Raw genomic sequence first — 22309 nt, 5'->3', positions numbered from 1 at the left:
CTCAGTGCGGCGGCGCGTCCGGGGCCGCATCCGATGCGGAGCGGGCGCCGATCAGCTCCGCGAATGCGGCCGCGGCGCCGGTCAGCGGGACCCGGGAGAAGACCGCCAGGGGCCGGTGCCACGGCGGGTCGAGGGAGAGCAGGACACAGTCCTCGCCGACGGCGCCGCGGACCATGTGGGCCGGGGCCATGACGACGCCCACCCCGGCGGCCGCCATCCGTACGGCCGTCGAGGTGTGCTCCGTACGCAGCACCGTGTGCGGGGTGAAACCGAGCGCCCCGCACGCCCGGTCGAGGACGAGGACCCCGTCCACCAACGGTTCCATCGCGCAGCGGATCCAGTCGCGGTGGGCGAGTTCGGCGAGGCCGACGGACCCGCGGCCGGCCAGCGGATCGTCGAAGGGGACGACGATGACCAGCTCCTCCCGGCCGATCCGCAGCAGCGGCCCCGACCAGCCCGCGGGCTCCGGGCCCACCGCGAGGTCGGCCACGCCCCGTTCCAACTGCTCCTCCAGCGTCTCGGTGCTGCCGTACTCCCGCAGCACCAGGGACACCCCCGGGTGCAGGGACCGCCAGCGGGCGGCGACGCCCGGGAGCAGACCGACGGCCAGCGCGTGCACGGTGGCGATGTGCAGTTCGCCTCCGGCCACCCCGGCGGCGGCGCGGGCGGCCCGTTCGGCCTGCCGGGCGCTACGGACGGCGAGTTGCGCGTGAGGGAGGAAGGCGCGGCCCATGGGGGTGAGCCGGACCCCACGCGGCATCCGCTCCAACAGCGCGCCGCCCACGGCCCGTTCCAGCGCCTTGACCTGGTGGGACAGGGCAGGCTGCGTGACGTGCAGACCGTCCGCGGCGCGGGTGAAGGAGGACTCCTCCACGACGGCCAGGAAGTACTCCATCTGGCGCAGGCTCATGACCGCGAAGCATAAAGATCCTGCATGAACTTCAGAAGATCATTTCCTTGGACTTGACCCGACGGGAGGAACAGGCTGGCGACATGACCGACGACAGCACAGTGGATGTGATCGTGATCGGCGGCGGCACGGGCGGCTACAGCACCGCCCTGCGCGCCTCGGCCCTGGGCCTGAGGGTCCTCCTCGCGGAACGCGACAAGATAGGCGGGACCTGCCTGCACCGGGGCTGCATCCCCAGCAAGGCCATGCTGCACGCGGCGGAACTCGTCGACGGCATCGCCGAGGCGCGCGAGCGCTGGGGGGTCCGGGCGAGCGTGGAGTCGATCGACTGGTCGGCCCTGACCGCCACCCGGGACGACATCGTCTCCCGCAACCACAGGGGTGTGGAAGGCCACTTGGAGCACGCCGGGGTACAGGTGGTGCGCGGCGGCGCCCGGTTGACGGGGCCCCGCACCGTACGGATCGACGACGGACGGGAGTTCACCGCCACCCGGGGGATCGTGCTGGCCACCGGGTCCCGGCCGCGCACCCTGCCCGGCCTGGAGCCCGACGGCCACACGGTGGTGACCAGTGACGACGCGCTGTTCGCGCCCGGCCTGCCGGCTTCGGTGCTGGTGCTGGGCGGCGGAGCGATCGGGGTGGAGTACGCCTCCTTCCACCGTTCCATGGGTGCCGAGGTGACCCTGGTCGAGGCCGCGGACCGGCTGGTCCCGCTGGAGGACGCGGACGTGTCCCGGCATCTGGCACGGGGGCTGAAGAAGCGCGGGATCGACGTGCGGACCGGGGCCCGGCTGGAGGGGGCCGAGCGGCTCGCCTCCGGGGGCGTCCGGGCCACCGTGCGCACCGCGCGCGGAGAGCTGCGGGAGATCGGGGCGGAGCGGCTGCTGGTGGCGGTCGGGCGGGTCCCGGTGACCGACGGCCTGGACCTCGCGGCGGCCGGACTGGCCACCGACGAGCGGGGGTTCGTGGTTCCGGCGCACTGGTCGCGGCTGGAGACCGCCGTCCCGGGGATCCATGTGGTGGGCGACCTGCTGCCACCGCCCTCGCTCGGGCTGGCCCACGCCTCCTTCGCGGAAGGGCTGCTGGTCGCCGAGACCCTGGCCGGGGTGGCGAGCGCGCCGGTGGACTACGCGGCGGTGCCACGGGTGACCTACTCGGCCCCGCAGACCGCCGCCGTCGGGCTGACGGAGGCACAGGCGCGCGAGGCGGCGTACGACGTGGTGGTGAACACGATGCCGCTGACCGCCGTGGCCAAGGGCATGGTGCACGGGCAGGGCGGCACCGTGAAGGTGGTAGCGGAGCGGGGCGGGCGGGTGCTCGGCGTGCACCTGGTGGGGCCGCACGTGTCGGAGATGATCGCGGAGAGCCAACTCATCGTGGGTTGGGACGCGGAGCCGGCCGATGTGGCCCGGCACGTCCACGCCCACCCGACGTTGTCGGAGGCGGTCGGGGAGGCCTTCCTCAGCCTGGCGGGCCGCGGCCTGCACCAGCGGTAGCGCGGGGCGACCCGGTCGGCGGCGCCGGCCACGACCGGCCGGGGCCGCAGGCCTTGGCCAGGGGTTTTCTCGTCGATCGGGGGAACTGCGAAGCCCCGGGAGCAGTAGGCGGCGGGCCCTCGGGGCATGGCATCCCTTGTGACTCTCCTCCGTGACATGTGCTACCCCACTCCGCGGGAACTCGGGCTCGCCGCCCACGCTCTGGCGGACGAACACCCCGACGAGGTCCGGCTCCGTCAGGCCGGCACCTCCCGGGCCGGGCAGCCCCTCTGGGTGCTGTCCGTCACCGCGACAGGCGGCGCCCCGCGCGGGGCCGAACGCAGTGTCCTCGTCGTCGCCGGGGCGCACGCCAACGAGCCCGTCGGCGGCGCCACCGCCCTCTCGCTCGCCCGGCGTCTCCTCGACGACCCGACGCCGCGGGCCGGCTGCGGCTGGCACTTCCTGCTCTGCGCCGACCCCGACGGCGCGAACCTGCACCGCACCCCGCTCCCGTACTCACTGCTGGACTACCACCGGAACTTCTTCCGGCCGCCCGGCCCCGAACAACCCGAGTGGGCGCCGTCCTTACTGCCCCCGGACCGGCTGCCGCCCGAGACCCTGGCCCTGACCGCGCTCATCGACGAGCTCCGGCCCGTGCTGCAGGTCTCCCTGCACGCCACCGACCTCGGCGGTTCCTGGGTGCAGCTCACCCGGGACATCCCCGGCCTCGCCGAGCCGTTCGCGACGTCGGCCGCCGACCTGCGCATCCCGGTGGAGAACGGGGCCTCGGACGCGGCCGGCTGGCCCTCCCCCGGGCCCGGGATCTTCGTGATCCCGCAGCCGGGGAGCGAGGCCGCCGGGGCCTTCCACCCGGAGGACACCCGGCTGAGCACCTGGTACCACGCCCACCGCTACGCCGGCACGACCGCCATCGTCGAAGTCCCCATGTGGGCCTCCGACCTGGTGGACGATCCGACCCCGCACCCGGACCCGCGCGGCGCCCTGCGGATGCTGGCCGAGCGGCTCACCTCGGACGCCGCGCTCGTCGCCGGGGTCCGGGGCGGCGCCCACGTACCGCAGGACCCGCGGTCGTCCGAGGACCCGGCCGCGGCGCCCCTGCTGCGCGCGGTGGACTGGACGCTCGCGCTGATCCCGCAGGTCGCGGCCGCGTGGACGGCCGGGGCCCCGGCCGAGGCCACGGCGGCGTACGTCGCCAGCATCGACGCCTTCGGGCGCCGGCTGTCACTGCGTGCCGCCGCGATGCTGCTGCGGGTGCTGCACACCCAGGAGCATCCGGCGGCGCCCGGGCTGGACCGGCTGGTCACCGGGTGGTGCGAGGACTTCGCGGCCCGTTTCGGGGCCCGCTGGGTCCCGGTGGCCACCCAGGTGGAACACCAGTCCCGGACCGTCCTGGCCGCCTACGACCGTCTCGTGGCCGCAGGCCGGCCGGGCTGAGGGAGGTCAGGTCAGGGCCGGATACGGCCCGGCCCCAGGCGGGTGTCGGGGCCGGGCGGCGGCAGGGCCACCGGCCTGGCTCCGTCGTGGTCCTCGGCCGCGTCGTGGAGCGGGCGGGTGCCTTCGGCCGCGTCCGCCAACCACCGCCAGACGTCCGGCCGGCGGGCGTCCGGCCGGCGCGCCTGCGGGACCGTGGCGGGCTCCCCGCCGGAGATCCATGTCGTGAGGGTGAACCGGTGGTCGGAGAACCGCCCGCTCGGGCAGGTGGACGGCACCACCTCGTGAAAGGCGCCGGAGGGGAAGAAGGCGATGGTGTCGTGCTCGGGCTCGACGGTGCGGTAGGACTCCCCCGGCCGCGCCCGGCCGTCGTCCACCACGGTGTCGTACAGGCGGAGTTGGCCACCGCCGAAGCCGCGGGGCGTGCGGTGCAGGTAGTACACCGCGGACAGGGCCCGGCTCACGTCCCGGACGCGTGAGGCATCCGTGTGGATGCCGAAGTGGCCGCCTTCGCCGTGCGCCGTCAGGACGGTCAAGGACTCTACGAGCTCGGCCCGGTGACCGAGGACCTCTTGGACGAGCGGCAGACAGTCCGCCAGGTGGGCGCTGAACACCTCACTGGTCACGGGAAGGACCAGCGAGTCCCGACCCTTGCGGGACACCTGTCCGGTCAGGGGGTCCAGGACGGTCCCCGCCGTGAAGTCCTCCTCCCGCGCGATCGCGTACTCCAGCAGGGCGGCGGCGCGCTCCGCCCCCAGGAAGTTCTCGAAGCGGCAGACCGGTGCCGGTACCGCGAGCGCGGGGGACCATCGGTCGGAGGGCGGGAGTACGCGGGGGCCGATTTCCATCGGCGTGGCCGGTTCCATCGTGTATCCGCTCATAGCCCGGAACCGTACGACGGCAGCCGTCCGCGCCGAAGGAGCACAAGGGGGCGCACGGAAGTGCGCGGTGCACGCCCGCGCCGACCGTCCGGAGCGGACCGACCGGCGGGCGGGTCGCCGGCAAGCGGAACCGGACCGGGAGGCCTCCACCGGGGGATCGCGCGTACCGCTCTTGACCCTCACGTGGCGTCAGGCCGCACAGTCGGTGCCATGGACGATCACTGGACCGTGGGACGCGTGGCCGAGCTGGCCGACGTGAGCGTCCGCACGCTGCACCACTACGACGACATCGGGCTCGTCCGGCCTTCGGCACGGACCGCGGCCGGGTACCGGGCCTACTCGGCGGGCGACATCGAGCGGCTGCGCGAGGTGCTGGCCTACCGACGGTTGGGCTTCGGGCTGCGGGAGGTCGCGGAACTGGTCGGCGACCCGGCCACCGACGCCGCGGCACACCTGCGCCGGCTGCGCGGCCTGTTGCTGGAGCGGCGGGATCGGGCCGACGCCATGCTGGCGGCCATCGACCGGGAACTGGAAGCACGGGCGAAGGGACGGAAGGTGACACCGGAGGAGCAACTGGAAATGGTCGGAGCCCGGCTGTACGACGTGATCGGCGGCGCCTACCCCGCGACACGGCGTACCGATCCGCGGATCGCCGCGCGGATCCGGGGCGCGCTCGGGGACGCGCGGACGGTGCTGAACGTCGGGGCCGGCACCGGCTCCTACGAGCCCACCGACCGGGAGGTGACCGCGGTGGAGCCGTCGGCGGTCATGCGGGGCCAACGGCCGGCGGGTTCGGCGCCGTGCGTGGCCGCCGCGGCGGAGAGCCTGCCGTTCGAGGACGGGTCCTTCGACGTCGCCATGGCCGTCTCCACCGTGCACCACTGGGGGGACCCGATGGCGGGGCTGCGCGAGATGCGGCGCGTGGCCCGCCGCGTGGTGGTACTCACCTTCGACACCGACGAGCCCGGCTGGCAGGACCGTTTCTGGCTGACCCGCGACTACCTCCCCGAGTTCGCCGGCGTCCTCGCACAGTTCCCCTCGCTCGCCGCGATGGCCGACGCGATCGGCGCCCGTGCCGAGCCGGTGCCCGTCCCGTGGGACTGCGCCGACGGCCTGTTCGAGGCGTACTGGCGCCGACCGGAGGCCTATCTGGAGGAGCGCGTGCGCCGTGCGATGTCGGTGTGGACGAGGGTCGGTCCGCAGGCCGAACGGCGGGCGGTGCGAAGCCTCGGGGACGACCTCGCCTCCGGCCGATGGGCCGAACGCAACGGCGACCTCGCCGACCTCGACGCGGCGGATCTGGGCCTGCGCCTGCTCATGGCGTGAACGGCGCCGCCTCCACCGCGAGCGCGTAGCGCAGTTTGGGCCTGCCGGTGGCTCCGAGGCGGTCGTAGAAGCGGATCGCGCCCTCGTTCCAGTCCGGGGTCTGCCACTGGACCTGGTCGAGGCCGAGCGCGCGGGCCAGGTCCGTCACGCCCTCCATCAGGGCGGCGCCGAGGCCGTGGCCGCGGGCCTCCTCCGTCAGGTAGAGGCAGTCCATGTGCAGGTGGTACCGGGCGTCCCAGAAGGCGAACTCGGCGGAGCAGGCCGCGTATCCGGCGACCGTGCCGTCCGGGGTCTCGGCGAGCAGCACCCACAACCGGGCGTCCTCGGCGAACAGCTGAGGGCCGAGGCGCTCGGCGAGGCCCGGCGGGCGCGGCGCCGACCTCTCGTACGCCACGTGCTCGTGGACGAGTTCGACCAGGCGGGGCAGGTCCCCCACGCGTGCGCGGCGAATGACGGTGGTGTGTTCCATGACCGTCATCCTGCGCGCCCGCTCGCGGCGCCGGACCGGCGGGGGCACCCTCGGCGGACGCGGGGGCCTCGTCCTCAGCTCGACGAGAGCCGGAAGGTCATGTTCCCGAAGCCGACCTGGTCCCCGTCACGGACCACCGCGGAGCCGGTCACCCGGTGCCCGTTGACCGTGGTCCCGTTGGTGGAGCCGAGGTCCTTGAGCACCCAGACCCCGCCGCGCATGCTGAGCTCCGCGTGCGCCCGGGAGACCGTCTCGTGGCTGAGCCGCAGCCCGTTGCCGGGGTCGCGGCCGATCCGCAGGGCGGCCGCGCTCGGGTGCGGCAGCAGCAGCTTGGGCAGGCGCTCCGCGTTCCACGCGCGCCGTACACCGAGCGAGACGGCCGAGGCCCGGCCGACCCAGCCGAACAGCCGACGGGTCCACGGGCTTTCGGCGGCGTCCCGGGTCTGGAGGTCGGCCGTGAGCACCGCCAGGTCCTCGGAGCGGCGCGCGACCAGGGCGAGTTCCATCCGACGCAGGAAGGTGTCATGGGACAGCTTGCCGAGGGCCGCGCCCTCCCGGAGCTGGCCCAGCGCCCGGTCGCGCTCGGCGTCGGACAGCCGCGGCGCGGGGAAGGCGGGAATCTCGAAACTGGACGTCACAGGGTGATTGTCGGCCCGTCGGGGGCGGAGTGTCCAGAACTCCCCCGCCACGCCCGGAATGATGGGCACGATACGCATGCTGGACACCGCCGCCGACGAGGGGACCGTCCGTGCAGTTCGAGGTGTGGGCACCACTGACAGGGCACGTCGCCATGCTGCTCGACGGGGCGACGTACGACATGGCACGCGATCCGGACCGGGACGGCTGGTGGATCGCCGAGGCCCCGGCCGCCGACGGGAGTCGCTACGGATTCCTGCTCGACGGCGACGGCGACGGTCCGCGCCCGGACCCGCGCGGGCGGCGCCTGCCCGACGGACCCGACGGCCTGTCGGCGGTGGTCGACCTGGAAGCCCTCGCCCCACGGCCGGCACCGGCGCCGCGGACCCGTCTCCAGGACGCGGTCCTGTACGAGCTGCACATCGGCACCTTCACCCCCGAGGGCACCTTCGACGCGGCCGCCGCCCGGCTCGGGCACCTCACCGCCCTCGGCGTCACGCACGTGGAGCTGATGCCGGTCTGCTCGTTCGCCGGCCGGCACGGCTGGGGATACGACGGGGTCGCGCCCTGGTCGGTGCACGAACCGTACGGCGGCCCGGCCGGCCTGGCCCGTTTCACGGCCGCCGCGCACGAGGCGGGGCTGGGCGTGGTGCTGGACGTGGTCCACAACCACCTCGGCCCGTCCGGCAACCACCTGCCGGCCTTCGGCCCGTACTTCACCGACACCCACCACACCCCGTGGGGCTCCGCGGTGAACCTGGACGCGGCCGGCTCCGACGAGGTACGCGCCTATCTGCTGGGCAGCGCCCTGGCCTGGCTGCGCGACTACGGGATCGACGGGCTGCGGCTCGACGCCGTGCACGCGCTGGCCGACGACCGGGCGCTGACCTTCCTGGAGGAACTGTCCGCGGCGGTGGACGAACTGGCCGCCGACACCGGCCGCCCGCTGTTCCTGATCGCCGAGTCCGACCGCTGCGACCCGCGCACCACCACCCCGCGCGCCGCCGGCGGCCTGGGCCTGCACGCCCAGTGGAACGACGACTTCCACCACGCCCTGCACTGCGCGCTGACGGGCGAATCCCAGGCGTACTACGCCGACTTCGCCGCGGCTCCGCTCGGCGCCCTCACCAAGACCATGACCCGGGTCTTCTTCCACGACGGGACCTGGTCCTCCTTCCGCGGCCGCACCCACGGCCGCCCGGTGGACCACCGCCGCACCCCGGCCCACCGCTTCCTCGGCTACACCCAGACCCACGACCAGATCGGCAACCGGGCGCTCGGCGACCGGCTCTCCGCCTCGCTCTCCCCCGGCCTGCTGGCGTGCGCCGCGACCGTGGCCCTGACGGGGCCGTTCGTGCCGATGCTGTTCATGGGCGAGGAGTGGGGCGCCCGGACGCCCTGGCAGTACTTCACCGACCATCCCGACCCGGACCTCGCCGAGGCGGTACGGTCCGGCCGCCGCCGGGAGTTCGCGGCGCACGGCTGGAAGGCCGAGGAGATCCCGGACCCGCAGGACCCGGCCACCCGGGACCGCTCCCGCCTGGACTGGACGGAGCCCGAGCAGGCCGTCCACGCCCGCCTGCTGGACTGGTACCGCACCCTGATCGCGCTCCGCCGCACCCATCACGACCTGCGCGACCCGGACCTGGCGGCGGTCCGGGTCGCCCACGACGAGGAGCGGCGCTGGCTCACCTTCCGGCGGGGCGACGTCCGGGTGGCCGTGAACCTCTCCCCGGACCCGGTGACCATCGCGCTGGGCCGCAACGGGGTACGGGTGCTGGCCGCCTGGGAGCCGGTCGCGCACCCGGGACCCGACGGGCGGATCCACGTACCGGGCGAGACGGCGGTCGTCCTCGCCCCGTGAGGGTCACTCCACGACGGCCAGCTCGCGCGGGGCGTCGTTGAGGCGGCGCCCGCCGTCCTCGGTGACGGTCACGATGTCCTCGATGCGGACCCCGAACCGGCCCGGCAGGTAGATGCCCGGCTCCACGGAGAAGCACATGCCGGGGACCAGCGGCTGCTCCTCGCCCTCGACCATGTACGGGGGCTCATGGGTGGTGACGCCGATGCCGTGCCCGGTGCGGTGGATGAAGCGGTCCCCGTAGCCGAACTCGGTGATCACCGCGCGGGCTGCCCGGTCGATCTCCTGGCAGGAGACGCCCGGCCGGACCGCGGCCACGCCGGCCTGCTGGGCCTCGCGGACGATGTCGTGGACCCGCTGCTCCTCGGCGGTGGGCTCGCCGACGTGCACGGTGCGGGAGATGTCGGAGCCGTAGCCGTACCGCAGGCCGCCGAAGTCGAGGACCACCATGTCGCCGCGGCGGATCACGCGGTCGCCGGCCTCGTGGTGCGGGTTCGCCCCGTTCGGGCCGGAGCCGACGACCGTGAAGTCGACCTGCGAGTGGCCGTGGGCGCGCAGCAGGCCGGCCAGGTCGGCGGCGACGTCGCTCTCCCGGCGGTCGGCGAAGGGGAGGTGGAGGACCTGCGCGTAGGCGGCGTCGGCAGCGGCCGCCGCGGCGGCGAGGCGCTCCAGCTCCCGCTCGTCCTTGACGGCGCGGAGCATGGGCAGGCAGTCGGTGAGCGGCGCGTAGGAGCTGTTCGGCAGTTCCCGCTGCAGGCCCAGCAGGTGCAGGGCCCAGGTGTTGTCGCTCACCCCGAAGCGGCCGCGGAAGTCCAGCAGCGGGGCGGTGACGGCGTACGGGTCCTTCCCGTCGGCCCAGTCCCGCAGGGTCAGCGCGGTGGCGCCCGGGGCCCGCGCCGCGTCGGGGGCCTCCAGCGCGGGCACGACGAGCACCGGGTCCTGCCCGGCGGCCAGCACGAGCAGGGTCAGCCGCTCGGTCTCGGCGGTGGGCCGGTAGCCCGTGAGGTGCGTGAGGTCGGGGCCGGGGGAGATCAGCAGGCCGGCGAGTCCCGCGTCGGCTGCGGTCTGGGCGGCGGCGGCCATCCGGGCGGCGTAGTCATCGGCCGTGAAAGGTGCGGGTTCACGTGTCATACGGGTGATCCTGCCGTGAGCCGTGCGGCGAGGGCAGCGGCCACGCCGGTCGGCTCCCGGCGGGGGCCGCGCCGTGCGGCACGCGCGGCGGTGCCACGCCCGCCGGCGCCGAAGGCATCCGCGGCGGGCCGCTCGGTCCGTCAGGCTCCCCGCCCCGGGGCCTGCGGCGACGGCGCGGCACGCACCCTGTCGTCCGGGCCGGAGGCCGATATCGCGTCGCGGGACCACCCCTCTGATCGGCTATGCTGTGCTTGCACATCGAACGGGCGGTCCGCCGCCCTTCGTGGTGGGTGTAGCTCAGTTGGTAGAGCACCTGGTTGTGGTCCAGGTGGCCGCGGGTTCAAGTCCCGTCACTCACCCTGTCGATCCCGTGGGGTACGAGATTCCTCGTACCCCACGGGATTATTCGTGTGCCCGGCCGGTCCGGCCGGGTCGCTAGATCCGGAGGAAGGCCTCCACCTCGGTGACGAAGGCCACGGGGGTCTCGTGCGCCGGGTAGTGGCCGGAGCCCGGGACCGTCACGACGCGACAGTCCGGGTACGAGGCCTGCCAGGTGTCCCGCATCACATCCGGGGTGATCGCGAGGTCGTACTCCCCGACGAGGACGAGCACCGGGACGGTGTTGCCCTTCACGGCGGCGGACAGGTCCAGCGGCTGCCAGCTCGCGAAGTAGCCGGCGAAGGCCTCGGGGCGGGAGACGGCGACGGAGTGGGCGACCATCCGGTCGAGCCAGTGGCGGCTCACGCGGTTGCCGGTGACCAGGTCGAGGATGACGCGGCGCTTCTCGGGGTCGGTGGCGGCGCCGTGGAAGAGGGCGTGGGTGGCGTCGTCCATCAGGTACGGCGCGGCCGGGACCGGGGCGAGCCCGATCAGCTTCTCCACCCGCTCGGGGGCGCGGACGAGGACCTGCTGGACCGCCTTGCCGCCCATGGAGTGGCCGAGGAGGGAGAAGGTGTCCCAGCCGAGCTGGTCGGCGAGTTCGAGGACGTCGTCGGCGATCTCGGCCAGCGTGTGGCGGCCGGGGACGTCGCGGCGGTCGCCGTAGCCGCGGTAGTCGAGGAAGACGTAACTGAAGCCCTCGGGGTCCAGGTGGTCCAGGACGGAACCCCAGTTCGCGGAGGTGCCGAACCAGTCGTGCAGCACGATGACGCGGACGGGTCCGGTGCCGATCCTGCGGTGGGCGATGGCCATGCGTTCTCCCTCGGTGACGGGGGCGACGAAACGGACCCGTACGTTCTGCCCACCGGGTCTACGCTCACACCGTGAAGCCGACATCGCGCACGGTGCGCATCGCCGTCACGGCCTCCCCGATCGCCGCCGACCGCCCGCACCACCCCCACCCCCACCATCCGGACACGTACGAGGTCCTCGACCGGGCCGAGATCGCGGAGGTGCTCGCCCTGTGGCCGCAGGACGAGCCGCACGACGACTTCGCCTGCATGTGCCACGGGGGCGGCGGGGTCTCGCTGTACGAGTCCGGCGGTGAGCGCATCAGGTCCGCCACGCCGACCGGTCCGCTCCGGCCCCTGTTCGATCCGCTGGACCCCGCCGGGCTCCCGGCCCGGCACCGGGACCGGTGGGCGGCCGCCGCCCCGGCGGGACTGCGCGCGTACGCCGCCGACCTGGCCCGCGGCACCGTGCCCGCACCCCCGTCCGGGGTGCCGGCGGCCGTGGTGTTCGGCTGGCTGGGCGCCGTACGGGAGGAACCGCGCGACGCGGCGTGGCTCCTCGCGGACCGGGCCCCCGTCCGGCTGCTGGCCGGGAGGCCGACGGAGGAACTCGCCTGGGCGGTGCGGGAGACGGACCGCACCGGGCTGGAGGGGGCCGTGCGGTTCTTCGCGAGCGAGGAGTTCACCACCCGGCACCCGAAGCGGCGCCGGGTGCCCGACACCGCGCGGGACCTCCTGCTGCGGCACGCCCGCAGCCACCGTCCCGGGGACCTCCCGGTCCTGGAACGGCGGCTGCTGCGCGCACCGGAGGACCGGATCAGACGGTCTTGATCGCCGGGTCCGAGACGCCCGGGGCGCCGGTCTCCACATGCCCGGCGAACCGGCGCAGGAAGGTGGCGTCGGCGTCGGAGACCACCTGCACGTCGTACCAGCGGCCCGAGGCGGCGAGGTCCACCGTGTGGGAGACCGTCGCACCGGCCGCCACCCGCAGGATCCGGGCGGCGCCGCCGTAGGTGTTGGTCACCGTGAGATTGACGGCCGCCGTCCCGGAGTTGGTCAGGGTCAGGGCCAGGTTGCCGGTGGCCGCCAGGTGGCGGGCCGTGACCTCGGGACCGGCCTTCTTCGCCGGGCCCTTCCAGGTGCGCAGGAAGCCGTTCGGACCCCACACCGTGAGGTTGATCTGGTTGCCGGTGGAGCTGCTGGTGGACCAGGTGTCCGACAGCGTCTTGCCCGCCTCGACCGTGTAGGGCCAGGGGCCGTCCGTGCGGTTGCCCGAGGTGCTGTGGAAGTGGGCGCCCAGGGTCGGTCCGGAGGCGAAGGTGAGGGTGAACTTGCCGGTGGAGGTGGTGCGGGCACCGTCCACGTAGGGGCTGTAGCCGAGCGCGCGGGTCGGCTTGGCACCGGCCTCCTGCCGGGGCAGGGTGCCGGTGGCCGGCGGGGTCGGGTGGTAGGAGGGGTGGCGGTCCTTGTCCGGCGGCACGTACCCGGCCGTGGACGGGAGCGCGGCGGGCGCGGCATCGGCCCGGGTGAAGTCGAAGGCCGAGGTCAGGTCCCCGCAGACGGCGCGGCGCCACGGGGAGATGTTGGGCTCCTGCACGCCGAAACGCTTCTCCATGAACCGGATGACCGAGGTGTGGTCGAAGGTCTCGGAGCAGACGTAGCCGCCCTTGCTCCAGGGGGAGACCACGATCATCGGGACGCGGGGGCCGAGCCCGTACGGTCCGGCCGCGTAGCCGCCGCCACCGGCGTAGAGGTCCTTCGACACGTCGGCCGTGGACAGGCCCCAGGCGGAGGAGGCCGGCGGGTACGGCGGGACCACGTGGTCGAAGAAGCCGTCGTTCTCGTCGTAGGTGATGAACAGGGCGGTCTTCGCCCAGACCGCCGGGTTCGCGGTCAGCGCGTCCAGGACCTGCGAGATGTACCAGGCGCCGAAGTTCGTCGGCCAGTTCGAGTGCTCGCTGAACGCCTCGGGGGCGGCGATCCAGGACACCTGGGGCAGCGTGCCGCCCACGACGTCCGCGCGCAACCGGTCGAAGTAGCCGTCGCCCGCCTTGACGTTCGTGCCCGTGCGGGCCTTCTCGTACAGGGCGCTGCCGGGCTGGGCGTTGCGGTAGTTGTTGAAGTACAGCAGCGAGTTGTCGCCGTAGTTGCCGCGGAAGGCGTCGTTGATCCAGCCCCAGGAACCGGCGGCGTTCAAGCCGTCGCCGATGTCCTGGTAGACCTTCCACGAGACCCCGGCGGACTCCAGCCGCTCGGGGTAGGTCTTCCAGCCGTAACCGGCCTCCTGGTTGCCGAGGACCGGCCCGCCGCCGGTCCCGTCGTTGCCGGTGTGGCCCGTCCACATGTAGTAGCGGTTCGGGTCCGTGGCTCCGATGAAGGAGCAGTGGTAGGCGTCGCACACCGTGAAGGCGTCGGCGAGGGCGTAGTGGAACGGAATGTCGTTCCGGGTCATGTACGACATGGTCGTGGCCGTCTTGGCCGGGACCCACTTGTCGTACTTGCCGTTGTTGTACGCCTGGTGGCCGCCCGCCCAGTCGTGGTTGAGCCCCTCCAGGAACTGCATGCCGAGGTCCTGGATCTGCGGGTTGAAGGGCAGGATGTCCTTCGTACCGTTCGACTGGTGGAAGACCGACTTTCCGTTGTCCTGGACGACCGGACGCGGGTCACCGAAGCCCCGGACACCCTTCATCGCGCCGAAGTAGTGGTCGAAGGACCGGTTCTCCTGCATCAGGACCACGATGTGCTCGATGTCCTGGATCGTTCCGGTGGTGCCCTGCGCCGAGATGGCGGCGGCCCGCGCGATGCTGTCGTTCAGCATCGTGAGGGCGGCGGCGCCACCGGCGATCTGCAGGAACCTGCGACGGTTGAGTTCTGCCATGGGGTGACGACCTCTGCGGGTGAGGGGGGAGTCGAGGGGCGCCCCAAGGACAGCGGTCCCGGGGTACCGGCCGGAGATCACTTCGTGACACTGCGCCGTACACCTGGAGAACGAAAAGAGCTCCCGAACGACCTGCGTATCTGCTGAAATGACCTCCCACACACTGCACGGGGGGCGCAGAACGGATGGCCGGGACCGATTTCGGGCATGCCATCGGGCTGCCCCGTGCGCTCTCCGGCCTGCCGCTGTCGCCGCTCGTGGGAGGGTACGGGGAACTCCTCTCCGCGCAACAGACCCTCGGATTACGCCACTTGGGCGAGTTACTGACCCCGCCCGGCGGCCGCCTACGGCTCCTCGACGGGATCTTCGCCGTCACCGGGCCCGGTCGGCGCCGGCACGTGGGCCCCGAGGTTCTGCGGTCGCTGCGCCGGGACCGGCCGGAGCCGGCCGCGGCCTGGCTGCTGGCGCGGCTGGCCGCGATCCAGGACGCGGATCCCGCCGCCCTGCGCCGGATCCTGCTGTACCAACTCACCCACCTGCTCCAGGACCATCCCCAGGGGGAGCTGCCCGCCACCGCGGCCGGCTTCGGAGTGGACCGGGCCGAGGCCGCCGCCCTGGTCCAGGCGGCCGCCCGGCGGGCCCGGCTGGACCAGGAACAACGGGCCGCCGCCGAATCCCTGCGCGACGACGTACTGGAACACCGGATCCGCTCCGCGGCGCGCCGGGCCGCCCTGCTGCCGCCCGCGGGCGAGGACCGGCCGCTGGCGGCCCTCCTCGCCGAGCTGGCCGCCCGGACGGCCGCCGCCGACACCGTGCTCGCGGTGGCCCGGCGGGCCGAGGAGCAGGGGCATCCGGGGCGGGCCTGCCTGCACTACGAGGAGGCCGCGGCGCTGGCGGGCGACTGCCCGCGCGCGGTGCGCGGGCTGGTCCGCACCTACCGGCCCGAGCCCGGGGACCCCGGCCCGCCGGTGTCCGTCCTCGTCCCCGGCGGTGTCGAACTGCGGTGGCCGGCAGAAGACTTCGGGGACACGCGTTGGCGGGTGGTGCGGCTCACCCGCGGGGCGCCGGCCGGCGCCCCGCTCGCCGAGGTGCCGGGGCGGCCGGTCGGCGGCGTGCTCGTCGACGCCGGCGCCGGGATCGGCGAGGAGATCCGCCATGTGGCGCTGCCGCTGCGGGCCGACGGCACCGTCGACGGGCCGCCGTTGATCGCGGCCCCGCTGTCGGTCGCCCCGGCGGTGACCGCGGTGACCGCCGTCGACGGCAACGGGTGGATCGGGGCGTCGTGGACCGCGCCGCCGGACGCGGTCCACTGCGAGGTGACGCTGACCGGGCCGCGGGGGCCCGTCCCGGTGCCGCCGGTGGCGCGGGCGGGCTCGCGCGAGACCTTGCGCGTGGAGGGACCGACGCCTGGGCGGTACGCGTGGGTGGTGCGGGCCCGGTACGCGCCGAAGGGCGGCGCCGAACGGGGCGCGCTGTCCGCGCCCGTGACCGTCCCGGTCACCGTGCACGCCTGGCCGGAGCCCGTGCTCACCCTGACGGCCCTGCCCCGGGAGGCGGGCGGGGTGGAGTTCCGTCGGACCGGCGGCGACGGGGCCGAGGTGCGGCTGGTGCGGTGGCCCGGCACGACCCCCGCCGAGCGGGCCGAACTGACGGCGGCCGAACTGCCGCCGCCGCTGGACTGGGCCGGCCCCGGATGGACGGACGCGGCCACGGACGACCCGGCCACGAGCGTCGCCGGCACGAGCGTCCCTGGTGCGGGCCTGCCCGGCACGGGTGGCCCGGCCTGTGTCGGGCACCCGCCCCCGGGATCGCAGACCGTCGTGTCCGCCGTGTCCGTGCTGGGCGCGCGGGCCGTGGCCGGACCCTCCGTCCTGGTCGAGGCTCCCCTGCCGGTGACCGGCCTCGTCCTGCGGCGGGCCGCGCCCGACGTGGTCGAGGTCGGTTTCGACTGGCCCGGCGCCGCCGGCACCGTCACCGCCGCCGTCACCCAGGACGGCCGGCGCACCGAACTCGCCGTGGCGCGGAGCGTGTTCCTGCGCGAGGGCCTGCGCCTGCCGGTCACCCCGGCCGCGTTGTCCGTCGAGGTCCACGCCGCACCGCGCAGCGCCCGTTCCGTGCTCGCCTCCCCCGGCGCCGACGCGCGGGCCGAACTCCCCGCCGACGTGGCCGTCTCCTACGAGCTGGTGCCCGGCGCCCGGCGCGGACTGCGCCGCGGGCCCGCCGTCCTGCGCGTAACCGTACGGGCGCCGGGTGGCGCACCCGGACCCGACCTCCCCGACCTCCCCGGCTTCGTCCTCGTGGCCCGGGGCGACGGCGGCCGCGATCCACGGCGCCCGAGCGGCCCGGCCGACGGCCCGACCGTGTGCCGGGTGACCGGGGCCGAACTCGCGGCCGCGGCCGCGGGCACCGGGACGGGCACGGGCACGGTGGAGCGCCCGATCGACACCGCGGTCGCACCCGGCCGCCCGTACGCCCTCCGCGGTTTTCTCCTCGGCGGCTCAGCCGCCTCCGTCCGGCTCGAAGAGCCCCCTCTCCCCACCTTGGTGATCCGCTGACATGACCTCCGTCGTCTGCCCCTACTGCTTCGACCGGTCCCCGGCGGCCCGGCTGCCCTACCGCTGCCAGATGTCCCCGACGGGGGTGCGCGGGGCCACGCCCTGCGCGGCCGAACTCGACACCATATGGGCCGACTTCATGGGGCCGAGCGTGCCGCCCGCGCTGAAGATGCGTGGCCCGGTCTTCGCCGCCGCGCGCGGCCTCGGGCGGCACCTGCCCCCGTACGGGGGCGGATCGCGCGCGGACTGCCCCGCCTGCGGCGGGTCCACCCCGGTACGGGTCTGCCGGCGCTGCCACAGCGACTTCCCGAGCGACTACTGCGACCAGGACACCCGGATCATCGCCCTGCTCGGCCCCAAGGCCTCCGGCAAGAGCACCTACGTCTCGGTCCTGCTCAACGAGCTGCGCGGCAGGGTGGGCCGGGCGTACGGAGCCTCGGTGACCGCGATGGGCGGCGAGACCCAGCGCCGCGACCGCGAGCTGGCCGAGGATCTCTACGACCGGCTGCGGCTGCCGCAGGCCACCCGACCGGCGGCCCTCGGCTTCAACGACCCGCTGCTGTACCGGCTGAGCCTGCCGCTGCGGCGCCGGCTGCGCGGGGACGGCAGCCGGCACACCGCGCTGGTGTTCTTCGACGCGGCGGGCGAGGACCTCGCCGACGCCGAGGCGATGGACCGCTACACGCACTACCTGGCCGCCGCCGACGGGATCATCCTGCTCGTGGACCCGCTGCAGATGCGGGCGGTCCGCGACCGGCTGCCGGTGGACGAGGGGCCGCCGCTACCCGTCATCGAGACGCCGCCGCAGCAGATCGCCGCCGACCTCGCCGCACAGCTGCGGGCCCACGGTCGGGGTTCCTCGCGCGGCCGGGTCACCACCCCGGTGGCGGTGGCCGTGACCAAGACGGACTCGCTGGCGCCGCTGCTGGAGCCGCACTCGCCGCTGCTGCGCAATGCCGACCACGGCGCCGGCGCGCTGGACGAGATGGACCGGCGGGCGGTGCACGAGGAGCTGCGCACGCTCCTCGACGGCTGGGATTCGGGGGCGCTGCTGCGGCAGTTGGAGCGGGACTTCGCCCAGCTGTCGCTGTTCGGGCTGTCGGCGCTCGGCTCGGCGCCGCCGGCGGACGCGCCGGCCGACGCCCCGAAGTCGGGGCCGCGGCCGCTGCGCGTGGAGGATCCGCTGCTGTGGCTGCTGGGGCTGGGCGGGCTGCTGCCGCGTACCGGTGGCGCCGCCGGCCCCGGTCGCACCGCCGGCGCGGCCGGCCGTACCGGCTCCGAGGGGAACTCATGAATCTCGCGCAACTGCACTACACCTCGGCGCCGCCCGGTCCCGACGGCTCCGGTTTCCGGTTCACCGCCGTCAGCCCCGGGGTGCCGGCCGCGCTGCTGCGCGAGGCGGAGCAGCTGATCGGCTACGAGCCGCCCCGGGACGCACCGTCGCGCCCCGGGCCGCGGGAGCTGGCCGCCTTCCCGCAGGCGCTCAGTCTGAACGTGCTGGCGGACGGCAGCCGGCTGCTGGCGCGCTCGGTGTACACGGGTGCGGACTACAGCGGCCGCTGGGGCAACTTCCACGCCCACGCGGTGCACCTGCCGCAGCCCGCCGGTTCCGGTCCGGCCGTGGGCGAGCTGCCGATCACCGCCTGGGGCTCACCGCAGTGGGCCACCGCGACCCCGCAGGACGGCGCTCCGGTACTCGCGGCGGTGCCCGCGCCGGGCCGCCTCGACCGGGCCGCGCTCGCCGCCTTCGTCGCCGCCCGCGGCCCCTGGCTGGCCGGCTTCTTCTCCGACGTGCGCCGGCTCGGGGAGGACCCGGACGCCCCGCAGATCGTGCTCGTGGAGGCGGACAGCGAGGCCGTGGCCCGCTGGATCATGCTCGCGTGCAGTGTGCTGCCGCACCAGCGGGGGCAGTGGCTCACCTTCACCACCTACACCCGGCGACCGCAGCTCGCCCGGCAGCAGATCGTCGGGGTGATGCCCGAGGACGGGCCGGGCCTCGCCGGGCAGGAGCACCGCTACCGGGTCTACGACACCACCCGGTCCACCGCCCCCGCCGCCCTGGAGCCGGACGTGTGGGCTCAGACCGCCGCGCGGGTCTGGCAGGGGCAGCGTCAGGATCTGGTCGCCGAGGTGCGGCGGCTGGCCGCCGGGCCCTACGACGCGGGCCCGCTGGCCGCGCTCGCCCTGGCCGCGGACATCCCCCTGCCCTCCCCCGGCCGGACCGCGGCCGCCGACTGGGTCGCCGGGCACCGGGACGCGCTGGACCACGTACGGCTGCACACGCTGGCCCTGGCGCTGGGCCGACCGGCCGAGGACCGGGACCCGGCGGAGGTCGCCGCGGCCGGGCGGCTGCTGGCCGCCCTGGACGGCTGGGCCCCGCCCGCGGTGTGCGAGCCGCTGGTGGCCCTGACCCTGACCGAGGCGGTACGGACCGGCGCGCCGCCCGCGGACCTGCCCACCGCGGGCGCCCTGGGCGCGGCCGTGCGCGGCCGGCTCGCGACGGAGCTGGAACCGGGCCTGCGGGCGGCCCTGGACGGCCCCGCCGCCGAACCGGGGCATCCCGCCGGGCTGTTGCGGGTGGCCTCGGTGCTCGGGGTGGACGTGAGCGACCTGCTGCCCGGTGTCGCACGGCAGTTGGCGCTCGCGCTGCTCGCCGATCCGGAGGGGACGTACGGGGCGGGGGTGCGGGCCGCGCTGGCCGAACTGCCCGTGCTGCGGGCCCTCGTGCTCGACCGGCTGGATTCGCTGGCCGCGGGTGATCCGGCCGCCGGACGGCGGCTGTTCGAGCGCACCGCGCTGCGGCCGACCGCGGCCGACGCGCGGCCGCACCTGCGGATGTGCGCCGAGGCCGCGGCGGCGCCCGCGGGGGCCGCCGCGGACCGGGTCGGGGCGTTGAACGCGCTGCTGGCCGGTTCGGGCGTCTCGCTGTACGCGGAGCCGCTGGTGCTGCGGACCGCGATGCGGCTGGTGTGGGACGGGGAGCCGCCGGGTGCGGGTGAGGCGGGGCTGGTGCTGATGGCGGCCGGGGCGCAGGTCCACCGGGAGGCCGGGACCTGGGAGCTGCTCGTGCGGGCGGCCGTGGGGGCCCCGGCCGGGGACGCCGAGGCGGCGGAGCTGGCTCCGGAACTCCTCGGGCAGTTCCAGGAGGAGATCCCGGCCCGGCTGCGGCCGTCGCTGCTGCTGCTGGAGCTCGCCCGGAACCTGCGGTCGGGCCCGGCGGGCGGGGGCTGGGTGCGCCAGGTGTTGGACCTGCGGTCGCTGGATCCGGAGCCGGGACCCCTTCGGAGCGCGTACGCGGCCCTGTGCGCGCGGCTGCTGGCCGGGGACCGCCCGGACAGCGAGCTGCGGGCGCTGATCGAGAGCAACGACGCGGAGCTGCTGGCCGCCTATCGGGCGCAGGCGCGCACACCGGCGGTCCGTGACCGGCTGCGGCTGGATCCGGACCACGCGGCGGACTGCTTCACGGTGTGGTCCTCCCAGCCGCAGGCCGGCCCGGCCTGGCAGGAGACGCGTACGGATCTCCTCGACGGGGTGCTGCGGCCGGCCGTACGGAGCCTCACACCGGCCGAACTGGCCGAGGTGGAGAAGTCGCTGGCCCACCTGGGCGGGCGCTGGGCGGACGAGTTCCGCGCCTGGCAGCGGCCGGGCGCCTTCGGCCGGCTGCGCGAACGCTTCGCGGGGCGCCGCTCCGGCTCCGCCGGCGGCAGCGGCACGGCCGGCGGGGACGGGGTCTGACGTGACGGATCCGGAGCTGATCGCGCGGATCCTCGGTGCCCTCACCGGGGTGGTCGGGGTCGCCGTGTGCCTCGGGTACGGGCTGTGGCGGTTCCTGGCGCTGGCCCTGTCGGCCGCCTGGGCCGCCTTCCGAACGCGGCCGCCGGGCGGCGGCGACCCGCGGATCATCCCGTACACCGGTCCCGAGCCGGCGCGGCCCGCGTACTGGGCCGGGCAGATGTGGCGGGACGCCCGGTTCGCCGGGCAGGCCGCCGCGCTGACCGTCTGGTACCTGCTGACCCGGCACTGGCTGGGCCTGGTGGTGCGCCGCCGGCTGCTGCGCGGCCGGCACGGGCAGACCGGCGAGCTCGTCGACAACGCCTTCGGCCGGCTGCTGCTGCGCCTGTTGGCTCCCGGTACGGCGCTGGCCGCGCTGCTGTCGGCGCTGCTCGCCTCGGTCCTGCTGGCCGGTGTCGCCTTGTTCTTCGCCGTGGAGATCGCCCTGGTGGCGCTGGCCGCCCTGGCCGCCACCCTGGCGGGGCGGGCGGCGGAGCGGCTGTGGAAGCTGGCCCTGGGCATCCGGATGAAGTGCCCCTACCCCGGCTGCTACCGGCCGTTCCCGCTGGCCGTGCACCTGTGCCCGGGCTGCGGCGCCGCCCACCGCGAGCTACGGCCGGGCGCCTTCGGGGCGCTGCGGCACGTCTGCCGCTGCGGCAAGGCCCTGCCGAGCACCCTGATGACCGGGCGGCGGGGGCTCTCCGCCCGGTGCCCGCACTGCGACCGCGGCCTGCCGCCGGCCGTCGGCACCACCCGGGTCGTGCACCTGCCGCTGATCGGGGGCACCTCCGCCGGGAAGACCATGCTGCTGGCGGCCATGCTCGACGGTCTGCGGTCCTGGTCGCACGATTCCCGGCTGACGGTGGAGTACGCCTCCCCCGACGACCTCCGCGAGGCCAACACCCTGGGGCAGCAGCTGAACGGGACCGGGTGGACCCTCAAGACCCAGGGCGGGCAGCCGCGCGCCCTGATGCTGCTGGTCGGGCACGGCCGCCGGCGCCGGTTGCTCTACCTGTACGACCCGATGGGCGAGTCCTTCCGGGACGCGGACACGACCCGTGGCCAGGACTACCTCGCGCACGCCGACGGGGTCCTGCTGGTGACCGATGTGCTCGCCGCGCCGGTCGTACGCCGTGCCCTGCACGCGGGCGACACGGAGCGGGCGGAGGCCGCCCGGCCGGCCGACCTCGGGCCGGTGGAGACGTACGCGGGGTTCACCGGCGAGCTGCAGGGGCTCGGTGGCCGTCGCGGGCGCCTGCCCGTGGCCACGGTGGTGACCAAGCGGGACGCGTTGGACCGGCTGGACTCGCTGCCGCGGCCGACGGAACCGGTGGAGGAGTGGCTGGCCGAGATCGGGCTGGACGAGCTGGTCCGGGCCCTCGGCCACGACTTCGCGGCGGCCCGGTACTGGGTGGTCAGCGCCCGCGCCGCGACCGGGGCCGGCGCCCTGGACAGCGAGCGGCGGCGGGCGGCGGAGCCGGTGCTGTGGCTGCTGGCCCGGACCGGACTGCGCGTCGGAGGGCTCGTCCGGGACCGGCGCGAGCGGCCGGACGCACCCGTCGGGGCGGACACCCGGGCCCACCCGGTCCCGCGGCCCCGGCCGGACACGGAAGGCGCGCGGGACGCGCAGGTCGGGCACGGCGAGGAAAGGAGCAACACCCCATGATGACACCGCAGATCACTCGGGGCCGGCGGATGATGGCGGCCCTGTTCGTGTCGGCGGTCGTGATGACGGCGGCCGCCGCGGTGGCGGCGCTGGTGCGGTACATCCCGCAATGGACCGGAAGTTGAAGGA

Annotated in this window: 17 protein-coding genes and 1 tRNA gene; 11 read left to right on the top strand and 7 right to left on the bottom strand. The window is 75.1% G+C overall.

Annotated features, from left to right (window positions below; genetic code table 11):
- Window position 1: 1 nt before the first annotated feature.
- The gene (locus OG624_RS30985; RefSeq protein ID WP_051763029.1) at window positions 2-910 is read right to left on the bottom strand and encodes a LysR family transcriptional regulator; all 909 of its coding nucleotides are present in this window, start codon (window positions 908-910) and stop codon (window positions 2-4) included.
- A gap of 83 nt (window positions 911-993) precedes the next feature.
- Between OG624_RS30985 and lpdA the strand changes: the two genes are divergently transcribed.
- Both lpdA and OG624_RS30975 read left to right on the top strand, forming a co-directional pair.
- The gene (lpdA, locus tag OG624_RS30980) at window positions 994-2406 is read left to right on the top strand and encodes a dihydrolipoyl dehydrogenase (protein ID WP_033217779.1); all 1413 of its coding nucleotides are present in this window, start codon (window positions 994-996) and stop codon (window positions 2404-2406) included.
- Window positions 2407-2544: 138 nt separating this feature from the next.
- Window positions 2545-3840 (top strand): M14 family zinc carboxypeptidase, encoded by a 1296-nt coding sequence (locus OG624_RS30975; RefSeq protein ID WP_033217950.1) that lies wholly within the window; start codon window positions 2545-2547, stop codon window positions 3838-3840.
- Between the two features lie 11 nt (window positions 3841-3851).
- On the opposite strand, the gene OG624_RS30970 is transcribed toward OG624_RS30975, so the two are convergent.
- Entirely contained in the window at window positions 3852-4718 is an 867-nt protein-coding gene (locus OG624_RS30970; protein ID WP_078909145.1) for a 2OG-Fe(II) oxygenase, read from the bottom strand.
- A 210-nt stretch (window positions 4719-4928) separates the two neighbouring features.
- Between OG624_RS30970 and OG624_RS30965 the strand changes: the two genes are divergently transcribed.
- The gene (locus OG624_RS30965) at window positions 4929-6044 is read left to right on the top strand and encodes a MerR family transcriptional regulator (protein ID WP_244290722.1); all 1116 of its coding nucleotides are present in this window, start codon (window positions 4929-4931) and stop codon (window positions 6042-6044) included.
- Here OG624_RS30965 and OG624_RS30960 read toward each other — a convergent pair.
- Entirely contained in the window at window positions 6034-6513 is a 480-nt protein-coding gene (locus OG624_RS30960; protein WP_033217777.1) for a GNAT family N-acetyltransferase, read from the bottom strand. The genes OG624_RS30965 and OG624_RS30960 overlap by 11 nt on opposite strands.
- A gap of 74 nt (window positions 6514-6587) precedes the next feature.
- Window positions 6588-7151 carry a DUF1707 and FHA domain-containing protein gene (locus tag OG624_RS30955; protein WP_033217775.1) on the bottom strand — a complete coding sequence of 188 codons (564 nt, stop codon included), beginning with the start codon at window positions 7149-7151 and terminating at the stop codon, window positions 6588-6590.
- Between the two features lie 110 nt (window positions 7152-7261).
- Between OG624_RS30955 and treZ the strand changes: the two genes are divergently transcribed.
- Window positions 7262-9013 carry a malto-oligosyltrehalose trehalohydrolase gene (treZ, locus tag OG624_RS30950; protein WP_161288511.1) on the top strand — a complete coding sequence of 584 codons (1752 nt, stop codon included), beginning with the start codon at window positions 7262-7264 and terminating at the stop codon, window positions 9011-9013.
- A gap of 3 nt (window positions 9014-9016) precedes the next feature.
- Here treZ and OG624_RS30945 read toward each other — a convergent pair whose 3' ends face one another.
- Window positions 9017-10141: an aminopeptidase P family protein gene (locus tag OG624_RS30945; protein ID WP_033217770.1), complete on the bottom strand. Its 1125-nt coding sequence runs from the start codon at window positions 10139-10141 to the stop codon at window positions 9017-9019.
- Between the two features lie 286 nt (window positions 10142-10427).
- Between OG624_RS30945 and OG624_RS30940 the strand changes: the two genes are divergently transcribed.
- Window positions 10428-10500: transfer RNA gene (locus tag OG624_RS30940), tRNA-His, on the top strand.
- 76 nt (window positions 10501-10576) lie between these two features.
- Here OG624_RS30940 and OG624_RS30935 read toward each other — a convergent pair.
- Window positions 10577-11332, bottom strand: a complete 756-nt coding sequence (locus tag OG624_RS30935) for an alpha/beta fold hydrolase (protein WP_033217768.1) — start codon at window positions 11330-11332, stop codon at window positions 10577-10579.
- 71 nt (window positions 11333-11403) lie between these two features.
- Between OG624_RS30935 and OG624_RS30930 the strand changes: the two genes are divergently transcribed.
- Window positions 11404-12141: a hypothetical protein gene (locus OG624_RS30930; protein ID WP_158711783.1), complete on the top strand. Its 738-nt coding sequence runs from the start codon at window positions 11404-11406 to the stop codon at window positions 12139-12141.
- On the opposite strand, the gene OG624_RS30925 is transcribed toward OG624_RS30930, so the two are convergent.
- Window positions 12128-14188, bottom strand: a complete 2061-nt coding sequence (locus tag OG624_RS30925) for a phosphocholine-specific phospholipase C (RefSeq protein WP_033217764.1) — start codon at window positions 14186-14188, stop codon at window positions 12128-12130. The genes OG624_RS30930 and OG624_RS30925 overlap by 14 nt on opposite strands.
- 185 nt (window positions 14189-14373) lie before the next feature.
- Between OG624_RS30925 and OG624_RS30920 the strand changes: the two genes are divergently transcribed.
- From OG624_RS30920 to OG624_RS30900, 5 genes are read left to right on the top strand one after another with little or no spacing between them, the layout of a single operon-like run.
- Complete coding sequence (locus OG624_RS30920; protein ID WP_033217762.1) at window positions 14374-16743, top strand: hypothetical protein; 2370 nt, start codon at window positions 14374-14376, stop codon at window positions 16741-16743.
- 1 nt (window position 16744) lies between these two features.
- Window positions 16745-18037, top strand: coding sequence for a TRAFAC clade GTPase domain-containing protein (locus tag OG624_RS30915; RefSeq protein WP_051763027.1), 1293 nt, complete (start codon window positions 16745-16747; stop codon window positions 18035-18037).
- A complete protein-coding gene (locus OG624_RS30910) occupies window positions 18034-20478 on the top strand; it encodes a GTPase-associated protein 1-related protein (RefSeq protein WP_033217760.1) in 2445 nt (814 codons plus the stop codon). Before OG624_RS30915 ends, OG624_RS30910 begins: the two co-directional genes overlap by 4 nt.
- Before the next feature lies 1 nt (window position 20479).
- Window positions 20480-22180, top strand: coding sequence for a TRAFAC clade GTPase domain-containing protein (locus tag OG624_RS30905; RefSeq protein ID WP_078909143.1), 1701 nt, complete (start codon window positions 20480-20482; stop codon window positions 22178-22180).
- The gene (locus tag OG624_RS30900) at window positions 22177-22305 is read left to right on the top strand and encodes a hypothetical protein (RefSeq protein ID WP_266353724.1); all 129 of its coding nucleotides are present in this window, start codon (window positions 22177-22179) and stop codon (window positions 22303-22305) included. Before OG624_RS30905 ends, OG624_RS30900 begins: the two co-directional genes overlap by 4 nt.
- Window positions 22306-22309 lie beyond the last annotated feature (4 nt).

This window comes from Streptomyces virginiae (assembly GCF_041432505.1).
GTDB classification, from domain to species: Bacteria; Actinomycetota; Actinomycetes; order Streptomycetales; family Streptomycetaceae; genus Streptomyces; species Streptomyces virginiae_A.
Note: the sequence above shows the minus strand (reverse complement) of the source record. Positions and strands in the feature narration are given on the sequence as shown.

Excerpts from the sequence above, each read along its gene's own strand:
- OG624_RS30960 (WP_033217777.1), bottom strand. The coding sequence starts at position 6,513 with ATGGAACACACCACCGTCATTCGCCGCGCACGCGTGGGGGACCTGCCC.
- OG624_RS30945 (WP_033217770.1), bottom strand. The coding sequence starts at position 10,141 with ATGACACGTGAACCCGCACCTTTCACGGCCGATGACTACGCCGCCCGG.
- lpdA (WP_033217779.1), top strand. The coding sequence starts at position 994 with ATGACCGACGACAGCACAGTGGATGTGATCGTGATCGGCGGCGGCACG.
- OG624_RS30920 (WP_033217762.1), top strand. The coding sequence starts at position 14,374 with ATGGCCGGGACCGATTTCGGGCATGCCATCGGGCTGCCCCGTGCGCTC.
- OG624_RS30935 (WP_033217768.1), bottom strand. The coding sequence starts at position 11,332 with ATGGCCATCGCCCACCGCAGGATCGGCACCGGACCCGTCCGCGTCATC.
- OG624_RS30910 (WP_033217760.1), top strand. The coding sequence starts at position 18,034 with ATGAATCTCGCGCAACTGCACTACACCTCGGCGCCGCCCGGTCCCGAC.
- OG624_RS30915 (WP_051763027.1), top strand. The coding sequence starts at position 16,745 with ATGACCTCCGTCGTCTGCCCCTACTGCTTCGACCGGTCCCCGGCGGCC.
- OG624_RS30985 (WP_051763029.1), bottom strand. The coding sequence starts at position 910 with ATGAGCCTGCGCCAGATGGAGTACTTCCTGGCCGTCGTGGAGGAGTCC.
- OG624_RS30970 (WP_078909145.1), bottom strand. The coding sequence starts at position 4,718 with ATGAGCGGATACACGATGGAACCGGCCACGCCGATGGAAATCGGCCCC.
- OG624_RS30900 (WP_266353724.1), top strand. The coding sequence starts at position 22,177 with ATGATGACACCGCAGATCACTCGGGGCCGGCGGATGATGGCGGCCCTG.
- OG624_RS30925 (WP_033217764.1), bottom strand. The coding sequence starts at position 14,188 with ATGGCAGAACTCAACCGTCGCAGGTTCCTGCAGATCGCCGGTGGCGCC.
- OG624_RS30965 (WP_244290722.1), top strand. The coding sequence starts at position 4,929 with ATGGACGATCACTGGACCGTGGGACGCGTGGCCGAGCTGGCCGACGTG.